Genomic DNA, 13,197 nt, shown 5'->3' on the forward strand with positions numbered 1-13,197 from the left:
TCGAGGGAGATTTCATGCCGAGGAAACTTTATGCCTATGCCGTCGCGGCACTCGCGCTGATCGCCGCCCCCGCAACGTCGCAGCAGGCCTCGGATACGACTGCGCCCGAGGCCGCGACGCAGGCTTCAACGCTGGCTGCGACGGCCAAGCTCGTCACGGCGAAATCCTACATGGTCGCCGCCGCCAATCCGATCGCGGCCGCCACCGGCGCGGAGATCCTGAAGCAGGGCGGCAGCGCCATCGACGCGGCTGTGGCCGTGCAGACGGTGCTCGGCCTCGTCGAACCGCAATCCTCCGGCCTCGGCGGCGGCGCCTTCCTCGTCTACTACGACGCCGGTCGCAAGCGGCTGATAACGCTTGACGGCCGCGAGACCGCGCCGCAGCGGGCGACGCCGAAGCTCTTCCTCGACAAGGACGGCCAGCCGATGGAGTTCATGGACGCCGTCGTCGGCGGGCGCTCCGTGGGCACGCCCGGCACCGTGCGGCTGCTGCAGGAGGCCCACAACCGCTACGGCCGGGTGGCATGGACGCGCCTGTTCGAGCCGGCGGCCGCCCTTGCGGAGGCCGGCTTCGCGGTCTCCCCGCGCCTGGCCGCGCTGATTGCCGAAGAGGGCGACGCGCTGAAGACATTCGAGGCGACGAAGGACTATTTCTTCGACGCCGGCGGAGCACCGCTGAAGGCGGGCGCCATCCTGAAGAACCCGGCCTATGCCGCCACGCTGCGGGCGATCGCGGAAGGCGGCGCGAATGCGTTCTATACCGGCCCGATCGCCGAGGCGATCGTCGACACCGTGCGGATGGCGGCGGGCAATCCCGGCGTGCTGGTGCTGAATGATCTGGCCGCCTACCGCGTGCGCGAGCGGGATCCGGTCTGCATGACCTATCGCGCGTTCGACGTCTGCGGCATGGGGCCGCCCTCCTCCGGCGCCGTCGCCGTCGGCCAGACGCTCGGCATGATCGAGAACTTCGACATCAAGGGCCTCGGCCGCGACAATCCGCAGAGCTGGCGCATCATCGGCGATGCGCAGCGGCTCGCCTTTGCCGACCGCGGCCGCTACCTCGCCGACACCGATTTCGTGCCGGCCCCGATCAAGGGCCTGTTGCAGAAGGATTATCTCGGCAAGCGCGCAGCGCTGCTGGACGGCGACAGGGCACTTGCCGACGATGCGGTGAAGGCGGGCGAGCCGGAATGGGACCACGCGCTCCTGTTCGGCCGCGACACGGCGCTGGAACTACCCTCCACCAGCCACTTCGTCATCGTCGACCGCGACGGCAACGTCGTGTCGATGACGACGACGATCGAGAACGGCTTCGGCTCGCGGCTGATGACGGGCGGCTTCCTGCTCAACAACGAGCTCACCGACTTCTCCTTTACGACGCACGACAACGGCGTGCCGGTCGCAAACCGGGTAGAGCCGGGCAAGCGGCCGCGCTCGTCAATGGCACCGACGATCGTGATGAAGGACGGCAGGCCGCTGCTGGCGATCGGCTCTCCCGGCGGCAGCCAGATCATCGGCTACGTCACCCAGGCGCTCATCGCCTATATCGACTGGGGCATGGACGTCAGCCAGATCGTCGCGATGCCGCATCTGCTCAACCGCTTCGGTACCTTCGAGATCGAGGCAGGGACGGACGCGGAGAAGCTTGCCGGGCCGCTTCAGGCGCTCGGCTACGAGGTGAAGATCGGCGACATGAGCTCCGGCCTGCACGCGATCGAGATCACGAAGGAAGGCCTGAAAGGCAGCGCCGACCCGCGGCGCGAGGGCGTGGCGGTGGGGGAATAGCCCGGGCCTTCATCTTGCCGACCGTCGCTCTCGAAGACGCGCTTTTCACCTTGCGCGAAATCGACTAGGTCTTGCGGCATGTCCAAGCCGTTTGCCTTCCTCTCCATTGACGCCGCCAGCCGCAGGGTCTCCCTCGATGCCCGCGATCCCGCCTTCTACCGCGATCCGAACCCGGTCTATGCGGCGCTGCATGCGCATTGCCCGACTTTCTACTGGGAGGAACAGAAGCAGTGGTACTTCACCGGCTACGACCAGGTGAACGCACTGCTGCGCGACCGGCGCTTCGGCCGGCAGATCCTGCACGTGGCGAGCCGCGAGGAACTGGGCATGGCCGCGCCGATGCCGCATCTGGAGCACTTCGACGCCGCCGAGGCCTGGTCGCTACTGGAGCTGGAACCACCGGAGCACACGCGGCTGCGCACGCTCGTCAACCGCGCCTTCGTCTCCCGGCAGATCGACCGCCTGCGGCCCGAGATCACCGAGCTTGCCAACGGGCTGATCGACCGCTTCGAGAAGGACGGCAAGGTCGAACTGCTCGCCGCACTGGCCGACATCGTGCCGGTGACGATGATCGCCCGGATGATCGGCATCCCCGACGCGATGGGACCCCAGCTCCTGAAATGGAGCCATGCCTATGTGCGCATGTACATGTTCGGCCGCACCGAGGCCGACGAGTACGCCGCCGACAGGGCAGCGGCGGAATTCGCCGACTATGTCCGCACCGTCATCGCCGAGCGGCGGGCCGAGCCGCGCGACGACCTTCTGACCCACATGATCCACACCGAACACAAGGGCCAGTTGCTGACCGACGACGAGTTGATCTCGACGACGATCGTGCTGCTCAATGCAGGCCACGAGGCGACCGTGCACCAGATCGGCAATGCCGTCCGCGTCATCCTCGACAGCGGGCTGCCGCCGCAGCCGATGTTTGCCGACGAGAAGGCGACCGAGCGGACCGTGGAAGAGTGTCTGCGCATCTGCGCGCCGGTGCATATCTTCCAGCGCTATGCGCTCGAGGACGTCGAGGTCGAGGGCATCCCGTTCCGGCGCGGCGACAAGGTTGCGCTCATCCTTGCGGCCGCCAATCTCGATCCGCGGAAGTTCGACGATCCGCTCGCCTTCCGTCCGGACCGCGACGAGGGCGCCAACCTCTCCTTCGGCGCCGGCATCCATTTCTGCATCGGCGCGCCGCTCGCCCGGCTGGAGTTGAACATCGTGCTGCCGCTGCTGTTCCAGCGCCTTCCGGGATTGCGGCTGGCGCAGACGCCGGTCGTCAAGGACGTCTACCACTTCCATGGGCTGGAGAGGCTGGATCTCGAATGGTAGGGGCGCCCAGGCCTTCGCTTGGGTCCGCTCAGACGGTCCTGACCTAAAGCCTGATCACGTAGTCCTTGCGAGTCGTTTCAACGACTTCCCAGGTTCCCTTGAAGCCCGGCCTGAGGATCAGCCGGTCGCCGGCCTTGAGTTCGAACACCTCGCCCGTCTCCGAGGTGACGATCGAACGCCCCTCGAGGATGTTGAAATATTCCCACTCGTCATACTGGATGCGCCATTTGCCCGGCGTTGCCTCCCACACCCCGCAATAGAGCCCGCCGTCCGCCTCCTCGAGGTTCCAGGTGCGAAACTGCGGATCGCCCGCGATCAGCCGGTCGGCGGCCGGACGGCCGACCTCAGGCTCGATGGCGGAAAGGTCGAAGCGAAGGGCGTGGGTCATGGTGCTCCCGAATGATGAAGGCGGTGGCCGGACCTCCAGACACCGCATGCGATGGCAGCCGGAGCCGCGACTTTCTCCGCTACGCCTTCGCCAGCGACTGGTCGATGTCGGCGATGATGTCGGCGGCGTCCTCGATGCCGATCGACAGGCGGACGACATCCGGGCCGGCACCGGCGGCGGTCAGTTGCTCGGGCGATAGCTGGCGGTGGGTGGTGGAGGCCGGGTGGATGACCAGCGAGCGGGTGTCGCCGATATTGGCGAGATGCGAGATCATCTCCAGCCCCTCGACGAAGCGTTTTCCCGCCTCGTAGCCGCCCTTCAGCCCGAAGGTGAAGACGGCGCCGGCGCCGCTCGGCGAATAGCGCTTCTGCAGCGCCTGGTTCGGGTCGCCTTCGAGGCCGGAATAGTTCACCCATGACACCTTGTCGCTGGTCTTCAGCCACTTGGCGACGGCGAGTGCGTTGTCGCAATGGCGCTGCATGCGCAGCGGCAGTGTCTCGATGCCGGTCAGGATCTGGAAGGCGTTGAAGGGCGAGATCGCGGGGCCGAGGTCGCGCAGGCCGAGCACGCGGCAGGCGATCGCGAAGGCGAAGTTGCCGAAGGTCTGGTGCAGCACGATGCCGGCATATTCGGCGCGCGGTTCGGAAAGGGCCGGGTATCTGCCCGATGCCGACCAGTCGAAGGTGCCACCGTCGACGATAATGCCGCCCATGGAGTTGCCGTGACCGCCGAGGAACTTGGTCAGCGAATGGACGACGATGTCGGCGCCATGTTCGAACGGGCGGACGAGATAGGGCGTCGCCATGGTGTTGTCGACCACCAGCGGCAGCCCGTGCCGGTGGGCGATTTCGGCGATCGCGGCGATATCGACGAAGGTGCCGCCGGGATTGGCGAGGCTCTCGATGAATATCGCCTTGGTGCGGTCGTCGATCTGGCTTTCGAAGCTCTCTGGTTTGTCGGTATCGGCCCAGCGCACATGCCAGTCGAAATTCGCGAAAGAATGGCCGAACTGGTTGATCGAGCCGCCATAGAGCTTGCGGGCCGAGACGAAGTTGTCGCCGGGACGCATCAGCGTGTGGAAGACGAGAAGCTGGGCGGCGTGACCGGAGGCGACGGCGAGCGCCGCCGTGCCGCCTTCGAGGGCGGCGACGCGCTCCTCCAGCACCGCCTGGGTCGGGTTCATGATGCGGGTGTAGATGTTGCCGAAGGCCTGCAGGCCGAACAGCGAGGCAGCATGCTCGGTGTCCTCGAAGACGAAGCTCGTCGTCTGGTAGATCGGCGTGATGCGCGCGCCCGTCGTCGGATCGGGGGCAGCGCCCGCGTGGATGGCGAGCGTGGCAAAGCCCGGCTTGTTTCTCGTCATGTGTGAGACCTCCCGTCCGGCACGCGCCTATGTCAGCGCCCGTGCTCCTGTTACCTACATTCCGCGTCTTGTTTCAACGCCTTGCGTGTCCGGGCCGCTCTCCCGTTGCCGACCCTTGGCGTGCCCGAACTATTCCAGAGCCGGCGGAGACGGTCAAAGAAAGTTTTCGCGACCCGGAGGCAGCAACAGGAATTGGCTGTGTGCATCGTGGCGCAACTTCGCCCGCCGCGAGACCACGGAGTTGCGAAACGGTCAGCCGATCAGGCGGGGATGTTCGATCGCCGGGCAGCGATCCATCACGACCTTGATGCCGGCGGCCTCAGCCTGCGCTGCGGCCACGTCGTCGTGGACGGTGAGTTGCCCCCAGATCGCCTTCGGCAGCGGCTCCAGCGCCAGCACCTCGCCTACGAGGGCCGGAAGCGCATGGGCCGCGCGGAAGACGTCGATCATGTCGATAGGTTCGGGAATGTCGGCAAGGCGGGCATAGACCTTCTGGCCGTGGATCTCCTTGCCCGCCTGCCCCGGATTGACGGGGATGACGCGATACCCCTTGCGCAGGAGGAATGCCATGACGCGATTGCTGGGTCGCTCGGGGTTGGGCGATGCGCCCACCAGCGCGATCACGCGCGTCTGTCGCAGGATTTCGGCCAGGTAAAAATCGCTGTAGCTCTCATGGTTCATGCCGCATCCTCGCCGCATCCTCGTTTGCGCCGAAAGGATGGTGAGACTGCGGCTCTTGTCAATACGCAACTGACGTTAGGTCAGGCCGGGTCAGGACGCGCGATGGGTCAGGCGCGGAAATTCGGTGACGGGGCAGCGATCCATCACGACGCGCAGGCCGGCTGCCTCGGCCTTCTCGGCGGCGGCATCGTCGCGCACGCCATATTCGCCCCATATCACCGCCGGCCGCGGGTCCAGCGCCAGCACCTCGTCGACGACGGCCGACAGCTGCGACGGCGCGCGGAACACGTCGACCATGTCGACCGGCTCGCCGATGTCGGAAAGATGGGCGACGACGGTCTGCCCGAGGATCTGCTTGCCGGCATGGCCGGGATTGACGGGGATGACGTGGTAGCCCTTGGCGATCAGGAAATCCATCACGCCATGGCAGGGGCGCGAAGGGTTGGGCGAGGCGCCGAGGACGGCGATCGTATGGACCTGGCGCAGGATGTTGCAGATATAGGTGCTGGCATAGTGATCGTGGTTCATCGATGCCTCCCTGTGATGCCCCCTGTTACACCCCCTGCAACCGTCGCGACGGCAAGGCCGGTCCCGCCTTGCGCTCCCGATCTGTATCAATCGTTCATGATACGTCATTTCGTTCGCGATGGCGAATGCGGCGGCCGGGCCGGCTCCGGACGGATCCGGGACAGGGAGATTTTCCCGGGGGCGAGGCGGGCGCCCGATTGCCAAGGGCGGAATTTCGGAAGATGTAGGGTTCGGGTCGCAATGCCCGCGCACCCGCCATCCGAACCGACCGAGGTATGTCGTGCCGATAGACGTGATTGCGCTCGTGCTTCTCGGCGCGGCGCTGCATGCCACCTGGAACGCCATGGTGAAGGCGGGCAGCGACAAGTCGCTGGATGCGGCGATGATCGCGCTCGGCGCCGGCGTGTTCGGGCTGGCGTTCCTGCCTTTCGTTCCCCTGCCCAACCCCGCGGCCTGGCCCTTCATCGCCGTCTCGGCGCTGTTCCAGTTCGCCTATTTCCAGCTGGTTGCCGCCGCCTACCGGGCCGGTGACATCGGCCTGGTCTATCCGCTGATGCGCGGTGCAGCCCCGCTCATCGTCGCCTCCACCAGCGGCATCGTGCTCGGCGAGCACCTTTCGACGGCCGCGCTCGGCGGCATCCTGATCATCTGCGCCGGCGTGCTGACGCTCGCTTTCGAGAGTCGCCACGGCAGCCGCCACGCCTTCGTGCTGGCGCTTGCTAACGCCTGCGTCATCGCCTGCTACACCTTCATCGACGGCGCCGGCGCGCGCATTTCCGGCAATGCCGTGTCCTACACGCTGTGGATGGCGCTGCTGCCGCCGGTGCTGCTGTTTTCCTGGGCGATCTGGCGTCGCGGGCTCGACGTCGTCACCAACCACGTGCGGCGCAACTGGCAGCGCGGCCTGATAGGCGGCGGCGGTTCGATCGCTTCTTACGGCCTGGCGCTCTGGGCGATGACGAAGGCGCCGATCGCAACCGTCGCAGCCCTCCGCGAGACCGCAATCCTGTTCGCCCTGATCATCTCCGTCGCAGTCCTGAAGGAAAAGGCGAGCATCTGGCGCTATGTCGCCGGTGCGACGATCGCAGCAGGGGTGCTGGTGCTGCGGCTGGGGTAGAGGCCGCACGGACTGGCGTTGCGAAAACGGCTCCGTGCGTATATGTACAGATACACGTACAGGAGCAGAAAGATGAAGGTTGTCAGCCTTTCCGAATTGCGCGCCAACATGGCCAGGCACTTCGACCAGATCGAAAGCGACCACGACGAACTGATCGTGACGCGGCAGAACCGCGAACCGATGGTGGTGATGTCGCTGGCCGACTTCGAGAGCTGGAAGGAAACGATTTATCTGCTCGCGACCCCGGCGAACCGCGACCGCCTGCTCCGGTCGGTCGAAGAACTTGACGCGGGCAAGGGCACGACCAGGACGATGGACGACCTGCTGGCGGCGGCACGCAATTGAAGCTGACCTTCTCGTCGCAGGCCTGGGACGATTTCACCTATTGGATCGAGCACGACCGGAAGACGCTCGCAAAGCTTCTCGCCCTGATCCGGGACTGTCAGAGGACGCCTTTTTCCGGCCTCGGCAAGCCGGAACCGCTGCGGGGCGAACTGAAGGGCTTCTGGTCACGCCGCATCACGCAGGAACACCGGCTAGTCTATCGCGTCTTCGGTACAGCTGGCGACCAGCAACTCGAGATCGCGGCCTGCCGCTACCACTACGATTGACTCACTCCCCCTTCCACTCCGGCATCCGCTTTTCCAAAAAAGCGCCGATGCCTTCCTTCGCGTCGGGCCCCAGCATGTTGTCGACCATGATGGCGACGGCCTTCTCATAGGCTTCCGGCAGCGGCAGGCCGGCCTGGGCGCGGTAGGCGGCCTTGCCGATCCTGAGCGCCTGCGGCGATTTCGAGGCGATGACGGCGCTGTACTTGTCGACGACCTGGCGCAGGTATTGCTTCGGCACGATCCGGTTGACGAGGCCGAAATCCTTCGCGGTCGAAGCGTCGATCGTCTCGCCGGTGAGCAGCATCTCCATCGCCTGCTTCGGATGGGCGGCCCGTGTCACCGCCACCATCGGCGTGGAGCAGAACAGGCCGATATTGACGCCCGGCGTGCAGAAGGCGGAGGTGTCGGTGCAGATCGCAAGGTCCGCGGTCGCCACTAGTTGGCAGCCGGCAGCCGTCGCGAGCCCGTCGATCTCGGCGAGCACGGGCTGCGGCAGGCCGGCGATCTTCAGCATCAGGTCGGCGGCCATGCGCAGGGTTTTCTCGTAGAAGGCGCGGCCTCCGTCGGGGTCGCCGCGGTGCGCCGTCATCTCCTTCAGGTCGTGGCCGGCGGAGTAGAGGTTGCCGCCCGAGGCCAGGACCACGACGCGGATCGTCTCGTCGGCCGCGGCCTCGTCGAGGGCTGCGGAAAGCGCCTCCATCAGGGCGATCGAGAGCACGTTCGCCGGCGGATTGTTGAGCGTCAGCCGCAGGACCGCGTCGTTGCGCTCCTTCAGCACCAGACCATCCGCCTCCCCCTTGTGCAACTGGACTACGTCAGCCATGGCGGCATTCTCCCTATTCGTCGTTCCTGCCCCCGTGGTAGACGTGCCTCAGGCCGCATTCAAGGGCGGGATCGCCGCGACGGGATGCGACTTTAAGACTTTTCGCCGATTGCGCCCGGCATAGGTTCGCCCTTATCACTGCCGAAACGGAAGGACGACAAGAGGATGGCGACGCACTTCACCCCGGTCATGACGGTCGAAGACCTCAACCGCTTCCTGGAGACGGACTTTCCGGAGATCCACACCGACGGCAAGCTGTTTGAGGTGACCGTCGTCGGCCCCGGCACCGTCTCGATGCGGCTCTCCCCGTCGCAAAAGCACCTGCGCCCCGGCGGCACCGTCTCCGGGCCGACAATGTTCGCCCTTGCCGACGTCACCGCCTATTGCGCGGTGCTTGCCCATATCGGGCCGGTAGCGCTGGCGGTGACCACCAACCTGAACATCAACTTCCTGCGCAAGCCGGAGCCGGGGCCGCTCGCCTGCGACTGCCGGCTGTTGAAACTCGGCAAGCGGCTGGCCGTCATCGAGGCCTCGATCTCGGCGGGGACGGAGGGCGATCTGGTGGCGCACGCGACCGCGACCTATTCGATTCCGCCACGATAAATTGTGGTATTGAAATACCTCTCCACTAAGCCATTGAATTTTAACTTGTTTTATCGCCACCGCAGAAATGGCCTCACTTGACGCCCGAATGGACGTCGCCTATAAGCCGCCGCAGATCGCGGTCCGCTCGGGCCGCTATCGTTTTCGGCACGGCTTGCGCCTGTCGAACCAAGCAACAAGAAACGCCCGGGCGCCTGCGCCTCGGGTCCCAAACGAAAAGAGTTTTACCATGGCAACCTTCTCACAGAAGCCCGCCGAGGTGGAAAAGAAGTGGATCCTCATCGACGCCGAAGGCCTCGTTGTCGGTCGTCTCGCTTCCATCATCGCAAACCACCTGCGCGGCAAGCATAAGGCAACCTATACGCCTCACGTCGACGACGGCGACAACGTCATCGTCATCAACGCCGAGAAGGTGGCCCTGACCGGCAAGAAGTACTCCGACAAGACGTACTACTGGCACACCGGCTATCCCGGCGGCATCAAGGAGCGCACCGCGCGCCAGATCATCGAAGGCCGCTTCCCGGAGCGCGTTCTCGAGAAGGCTGTCGAACGCATGGTTCCGCGCGGCCCGCTCGGCCGTCGCCAGATGAAGAACCTGCGCGTCTACGCCGGCGCCAACCACCCGCACGAAGCACAGCAGCCGACCGTCCTCGACGTCGCGAAGCTGAACAGCAAGAACGTAAGGAGCGCCTGATAGTGGCTGACCTCTCTTCCCTGAAGGACCTCGGCACGGCTGCAGCCGCTCCGGATTCCGCCCCGGTTTACGTCAAGAAGGTTGACGCCCAGGGCCGCTCCTACGCCACCGGCAAGCGCAAGGACGCCGTCGCCCGCGTATGGATCAAGCCCGGCTCGGGCAAGATCACCGTCAACGGCAAGCCGTTCTCGGCCTACTTCGCCCGTCCGGTCCTGCAGATGATCCTGCAGCAGCCGATCGTCGCCGTGGCCCGTGACGGTCAGTTCGACGTCGACGCGACCGTTGCCGGCGGCGGCCTTTCCGGCCAGGCCGGTGCCGTTCGCCACGGCCTGTCCAAGGCGCTCACCTACTTCGAGCCGGGCCTGCGCTCGGTCCTGAAGAAGGGCGGCTTCCTGACCCGCGACTCGCGCGTCGTCGAACGCAAGAAGTACGGCAAGGCCAAGGCCCGTCGTTCGTTCCAGTTCTCCAAGCGCTGATCGCTATACGAACTTTGCGAAATTCTGGAAGGCCGGGTTCGTCCCGGCCTTTTTCGTTTTCGGCTGTACGGCACGCGAAGCGCGCATCCGTCAGATCGGCAGCTCCGTCGAGGCCTTCATTTCGCGGAGCACGAAGCTTGAGACGACGTTGCGCACATGCGGGTTGCGCAGCAGGTGGCGCGTCATGAAGGCCTCGTAGCTTTCCACGTCGCAGGCGCGGATCTTCAGCATGTAGTCGAAGGCGCCGGAGAGCGCGTAGCATTCCATGATCTCGGGATGGTTCCTGACGACCGACGAGAAGGATTCGATCGCCTCCTCATGATGGTCGTCGAGCGTGACATGGGCGATGACGCAGAGCTTGAGGTCGAGCTGGCGCGCATCCAGCAGCGCCACACGCCTGCGGATTACCCCGGCCGCGTCCAGTTCCTGCACCTTGCGCCAGGCCGTGCTCTGCGACATGCCGCCGCGCTCTGCGAGGTCGGCCAGCGCCAGGCTGCAATCCTGCTGGAGCAGGCGGAGAAGTCTTAGCACCGATTGATCAATTTCTTTCATGAACTCCGCCCTCCCCGCGAATTTCATTCAGGACGGCAGTATCCGGCCGCCAGATTGAAAAGTCTATCCGCCGCGTTCGACTACAATTTTCCGACAGATGCGCGGGCGGCGCGCAGGCGACGGGAGGCGAGGATGCCGAAGGAAAGCACATACACCGCAAGGCTGCCGGACGAGGACGGCATCTACAGCTATACCGCGGAGGAGGATGCGATCTGGAGCGAGCTCTATGCCCGCCAGATCGCGCTCCTGGCCGACAAGGCCTGCGACGAGTATCTCGCCGGCGTGAAGACGCTCGGCCTCGACGCGCCGAACGTGCCCCAGTTGCGCGACGTCGATGCGCGGCTGAAGCGGGCGACCGGCTTCGGCGTCGAGGGCGTGCCAGCGCTGATTGCGCCGTCGAAGTTCTTCCAGCTCCTGTCGGAAGGCAAGTTTCCACTCGCGACCTTCATCCGCCGGCGCGAGCACATCGACTACATCGAGGAGCCGGACATCTTCCACGAGGTGTTCGGCCACTGCCCGCTTTTGACCAACGCCGCCTATGCGCGCTTCGTCCGCCGCTTCGGCGAAAACGCCGTCGCGCTCGGCAAGGATTACTCCTGGCATCTCTTCCGCATCTTCTGGTTCACGGTCGAGTTCGGGCTGATCAACACGGAGAAGGGCCGCCGCTGCTATGGCGCCGGCATCGTCTCCTCGCCGAACGAGACGCGGGCGGCGATGGTGGAAAAGACCTGCGAGTTCCGCCCCTTCGACCTGATGACGGTGCTGCGCACGCCCTATCGCATCGACATCGTCCAGCCGATCTACTACGTGATCGACAGCTTCGCCGAACTCGATGCCATCAACGACGAGGACATCGGCGCGGCCATCCGCGAGGCCAGGGCGCTCGGCGACTTCCCGCCCGCCTTCGCGGCCAAGGCATCCTGAACCGGTAAAACGTGCGGTGGAAATCACCACCGCGCCCCCTTGTCTTCCCGGCGCCGATTGGCCAACGTCCTGCAATCCAAGGAGGACGGCCGATGGCAAACAGGACGATCGATCACGCGATCACGGCGAAATCGCTGAAGGCTGCGGCCTCCGACCCCACCCATGCCGGCATCCTGTCGTTCATGCGCCGGCGCTACACCAAGTCCCTGAAGGACGTCGATGCCGTCGTCTGGGGCATTCCCTTCGATGCCGCCACCTCCAACCGCCCTGGCGCGCGCTTCGGCCCCCAGGCCATCCGGCGGGCGTCCGCCATCATGGACAACGACCCGCAATATCCGTTCGAGCAGGACCTGTTCGAAAACATGTCGGTGATCGACTACGGCGACTGCCTGCTCGACTACGGCAACCACCAGAAGACCCCGGCGACGATCGAGCGCGAGGCGGGCAAGATCCTTAAGTCCGGCGCCTTCCTGCTGACGCTCGGCGGCGACCATTTCGTCACCTGGCCGGTGCTGAAGGCGCATGCGGCGATCCACGGGCCGCTGTCGCTGGTGCAGTTCGACGCGCACCAGGACACCTGGCCGGACGAGAAGGGCCGCATCGACCACGGCTCCTTCGTCGCCCGCGCGGTCCGCGACGGCGTCATCGATCCGGACACCTCGATCCAGGTCGGCATCCGCACGCATGCGCCGGAGGATTGCGGCATCCGCATCGTCTACGGCTACGAGGTGGAAGACATGTCAGCGGCTGCGATCGCCGACACGATCGTCCGCCATGTCGGCGACCGGCCCTGCTACCTGACCTTCGACATCGACTGCCTCGACCCGGCCTATGCGCCCGGCACCGGCACGCCCGTCTCCGGCGGCCCTTCGAGCGCCAAGATCCTGTCGGTCCTGCGCCAACTAGGTGCGCTGCACATCAAGGGCGCGGACGTCGTCGAGGTGGCGCCGGCCTACGACCACGCCGACATCACCGCCATCGCCGCCTCGACCATCGCCATGTACATGCTGGGCCTGCATGCAGGTGCGCTGGCGGAGCGGCGGTAGGCCTTCTAACGCCGCAACCTCTGCCCCTCACCCTAACCCTCTCCCCGCAAGCAGGGAGAGGGGACGTGCCTCAAGCCGGCTTTGCACGCGACGTCGACTGCAGGAAAGCGTGGGCGCGGCTCCTGTCCTTCTCCCCGCTTGCGGGCAGAAGGTGCCCGAAGGGCGGCTGAGGGGCGGTTGCCTCGGAGCAATGAAGGTGGAACCCTGGCGCTCCGCGTCCACGCATCAAGCATTGCATTGAAAGCGTCATGCCGAGGCGCTATAGGCAGCCTCAGGCCGTC

At 65.6% G+C, this 13,197-nt stretch carries 16 protein-coding genes; 10 read left to right on the plus strand and 6 right to left on the minus strand.

Features of this window, described 5'->3' with window-relative positions; translation table 11 throughout:
• Nucleotides 1-14: 14 nt before the first annotated feature.
• The gene (ggt, locus tag GGQ64_RS16500) at nt 15-1,784 is read left to right on the plus strand and encodes a gamma-glutamyltransferase (protein WP_183806281.1); all 1,770 of its coding nucleotides are present in this window, start codon (nt 15-17) and stop codon (nt 1,782-1,784) included.
• A gap of 78 nt (nt 1,785-1,862) precedes the next feature.
• Nucleotides 1,863-3,110 (plus strand): cytochrome P450, encoded by a 1,248-nt coding sequence (locus GGQ64_RS16505; protein WP_183806283.1) that lies wholly within the window; start codon nt 1,863-1,865, stop codon nt 3,108-3,110.
• Between the two features lie 43 nt (nt 3,111-3,153).
• Here GGQ64_RS16505 and GGQ64_RS16510 read toward each other — a convergent pair whose 3' ends face one another.
• The 4 genes from GGQ64_RS16510 to GGQ64_RS16525 all read right to left on the minus strand — a co-directional run bounded on the left by GGQ64_RS16510 (nt 3,154) and on the right by GGQ64_RS16525 (nt 6,070).
• A complete protein-coding gene (locus tag GGQ64_RS16510; protein ID WP_183806285.1) occupies nt 3,154-3,498 on the minus strand; it encodes a cupin domain-containing protein in 345 nt (114 codons plus the stop codon).
• A 79-nt stretch (nt 3,499-3,577) separates the two neighbouring features.
• Nucleotides 3,578-4,861, minus strand: coding sequence for an O-acetylhomoserine aminocarboxypropyltransferase (locus GGQ64_RS16515; protein WP_183806287.1), 1,284 nt, complete (start codon nt 4,859-4,861; stop codon nt 3,578-3,580).
• Between the two features lie 252 nt (nt 4,862-5,113).
• On the minus strand, nt 5,114-5,542 hold the full coding sequence (locus tag GGQ64_RS16520) for a CoA-binding protein (protein ID WP_183806289.1): 429 nt from the start codon (nt 5,540-5,542) through the stop codon (nt 5,114-5,116).
• A 90-nt stretch (nt 5,543-5,632) separates the two neighbouring features.
• Nucleotides 5,633-6,070, minus strand: coding sequence for a CoA-binding protein (locus tag GGQ64_RS16525; RefSeq protein WP_183806291.1), 438 nt, complete (start codon nt 6,068-6,070; stop codon nt 5,633-5,635).
• Between the two features lie 280 nt (nt 6,071-6,350).
• Here GGQ64_RS16525 and GGQ64_RS16530 point away from each other — a divergent pair, with 280 nt between their 5' ends.
• From GGQ64_RS16530 to GGQ64_RS16540, 3 genes are all read left to right on the plus strand, one after another.
• Nucleotides 6,351-7,187 (plus strand): EamA family transporter, encoded by an 837-nt coding sequence (locus GGQ64_RS16530; protein ID WP_343059499.1) that lies wholly within the window; start codon nt 6,351-6,353, stop codon nt 7,185-7,187.
• 72 nt (nt 7,188-7,259) lie between these two features.
• Nucleotides 7,260-7,532: a type II toxin-antitoxin system Phd/YefM family antitoxin gene (locus GGQ64_RS16535; protein WP_183806295.1), complete on the plus strand. Its 273-nt coding sequence runs from the start codon at nt 7,260-7,262 to the stop codon at nt 7,530-7,532.
• Nucleotides 7,529-7,798 (plus strand): Txe/YoeB family addiction module toxin, encoded by a 270-nt coding sequence (locus tag GGQ64_RS16540; protein WP_183806298.1) that lies wholly within the window; start codon nt 7,529-7,531, stop codon nt 7,796-7,798. The genes GGQ64_RS16535 and GGQ64_RS16540 overlap by 4 nt, the downstream gene beginning before the upstream one ends.
• A gap of 1 nt (nt 7,799) precedes the next feature.
• Here GGQ64_RS16540 and GGQ64_RS16545 read toward each other — a convergent pair whose 3' ends face one another.
• On the minus strand, nt 7,800-8,621 hold the full coding sequence (locus GGQ64_RS16545) for an enoyl-CoA hydratase (protein ID WP_183806300.1): 822 nt from the start codon (nt 8,619-8,621) through the stop codon (nt 7,800-7,802).
• Between the two features lie 165 nt (nt 8,622-8,786).
• Between GGQ64_RS16545 and GGQ64_RS16550 the strand changes: the two genes are divergently transcribed.
• The 3 genes from GGQ64_RS16550 (at nt 8,787) to rpsI (ending at nt 10,394) form a co-directional block, all read left to right on the plus strand.
• Entirely contained in the window at nt 8,787-9,224 is a 438-nt protein-coding gene (locus GGQ64_RS16550; RefSeq protein WP_183806302.1) for a PaaI family thioesterase, read from the plus strand.
• A 229-nt stretch (nt 9,225-9,453) separates the two neighbouring features.
• Nucleotides 9,454-9,918: a 50S ribosomal protein L13 gene (gene rplM, locus GGQ64_RS16555; protein ID WP_183806304.1), complete on the plus strand. Its 465-nt coding sequence runs from the start codon at nt 9,454-9,456 to the stop codon at nt 9,916-9,918.
• A gap of 2 nt (nt 9,919-9,920) precedes the next feature.
• Entirely contained in the window at nt 9,921-10,394 is a 474-nt protein-coding gene (rpsI, locus tag GGQ64_RS16560; RefSeq protein ID WP_183806307.1) for a 30S ribosomal protein S9, read from the plus strand.
• Nucleotides 10,395-10,484: 90 nt separating this feature from the next.
• Here rpsI and GGQ64_RS16565 read toward each other — a convergent pair whose 3' ends face one another.
• Nucleotides 10,485-10,946, minus strand: coding sequence for an Lrp/AsnC family transcriptional regulator (locus GGQ64_RS16565; RefSeq protein ID WP_183806309.1), 462 nt, complete (start codon nt 10,944-10,946; stop codon nt 10,485-10,487).
• A gap of 54 nt (nt 10,947-11,000) precedes the next feature.
• Here GGQ64_RS16565 and GGQ64_RS16570 point away from each other — a divergent pair, with 54 nt between their 5' ends.
• On the plus strand, nt 11,001-11,870 hold the full coding sequence (locus GGQ64_RS16570) for a phenylalanine 4-monooxygenase (RefSeq protein WP_183806311.1): 870 nt from the start codon (nt 11,001-11,003) through the stop codon (nt 11,868-11,870).
• 92 nt (nt 11,871-11,962) lie between these two features.
• Nucleotides 11,963-12,916 (plus strand): agmatinase, encoded by a 954-nt coding sequence (gene speB / locus GGQ64_RS16575; protein ID WP_183806313.1) that lies wholly within the window; start codon nt 11,963-11,965, stop codon nt 12,914-12,916.
• Nucleotides 12,917-13,197 lie beyond the last annotated feature (281 nt).

The organism is Mycoplana azooxidifex (assembly GCF_014196765.1).
Lineage (GTDB): Bacteria > Pseudomonadota > Alphaproteobacteria > Rhizobiales > Rhizobiaceae > Mycoplana > Mycoplana azooxidifex.

Bases quoted from the DNA above. Each gene is read 5' to 3' on its own strand.
- ggt (WP_183806281.1), top strand. From the start codon at position 15: ATGCCGAGGAAACTTTATGCCTATGCCGTCGCGGCACTCGCGCTGATC.
- GGQ64_RS16505 (WP_183806283.1), top strand. From the start codon at position 1,863: ATGTCCAAGCCGTTTGCCTTCCTCTCCATTGACGCCGCCAGCCGCAGG.
- GGQ64_RS16510 (WP_183806285.1), bottom strand. From the start codon at position 3,498: ATGACCCACGCCCTTCGCTTCGACCTTTCCGCCATCGAGCCTGAGGTC.
- GGQ64_RS16515 (WP_183806287.1), bottom strand. From the start codon at position 4,861: ATGACGAGAAACAAGCCGGGCTTTGCCACGCTCGCCATCCACGCGGGC.
- GGQ64_RS16520 (WP_183806289.1), bottom strand. From the start codon at position 5,542: ATGAACCATGAGAGCTACAGCGATTTTTACCTGGCCGAAATCCTGCGA.
- GGQ64_RS16525 (WP_183806291.1), bottom strand. From the start codon at position 6,070: ATGAACCACGATCACTATGCCAGCACCTATATCTGCAACATCCTGCGC.
- GGQ64_RS16535 (WP_183806295.1), top strand. From the start codon at position 7,260: ATGAAGGTTGTCAGCCTTTCCGAATTGCGCGCCAACATGGCCAGGCAC.
- GGQ64_RS16545 (WP_183806300.1), bottom strand. From the start codon at position 8,621: ATGGCTGACGTAGTCCAGTTGCACAAGGGGGAGGCGGATGGTCTGGTG.
- GGQ64_RS16550 (WP_183806302.1), top strand. From the start codon at position 8,787: ATGGCGACGCACTTCACCCCGGTCATGACGGTCGAAGACCTCAACCGC.
- rplM (WP_183806304.1), top strand. From the start codon at position 9,454: ATGGCAACCTTCTCACAGAAGCCCGCCGAGGTGGAAAAGAAGTGGATC.
- GGQ64_RS16565 (WP_183806309.1), bottom strand. From the start codon at position 10,946: ATGAAAGAAATTGATCAATCGGTGCTAAGACTTCTCCGCCTGCTCCAG.
- speB (WP_183806313.1), top strand. From the start codon at position 11,963: ATGGCAAACAGGACGATCGATCACGCGATCACGGCGAAATCGCTGAAG.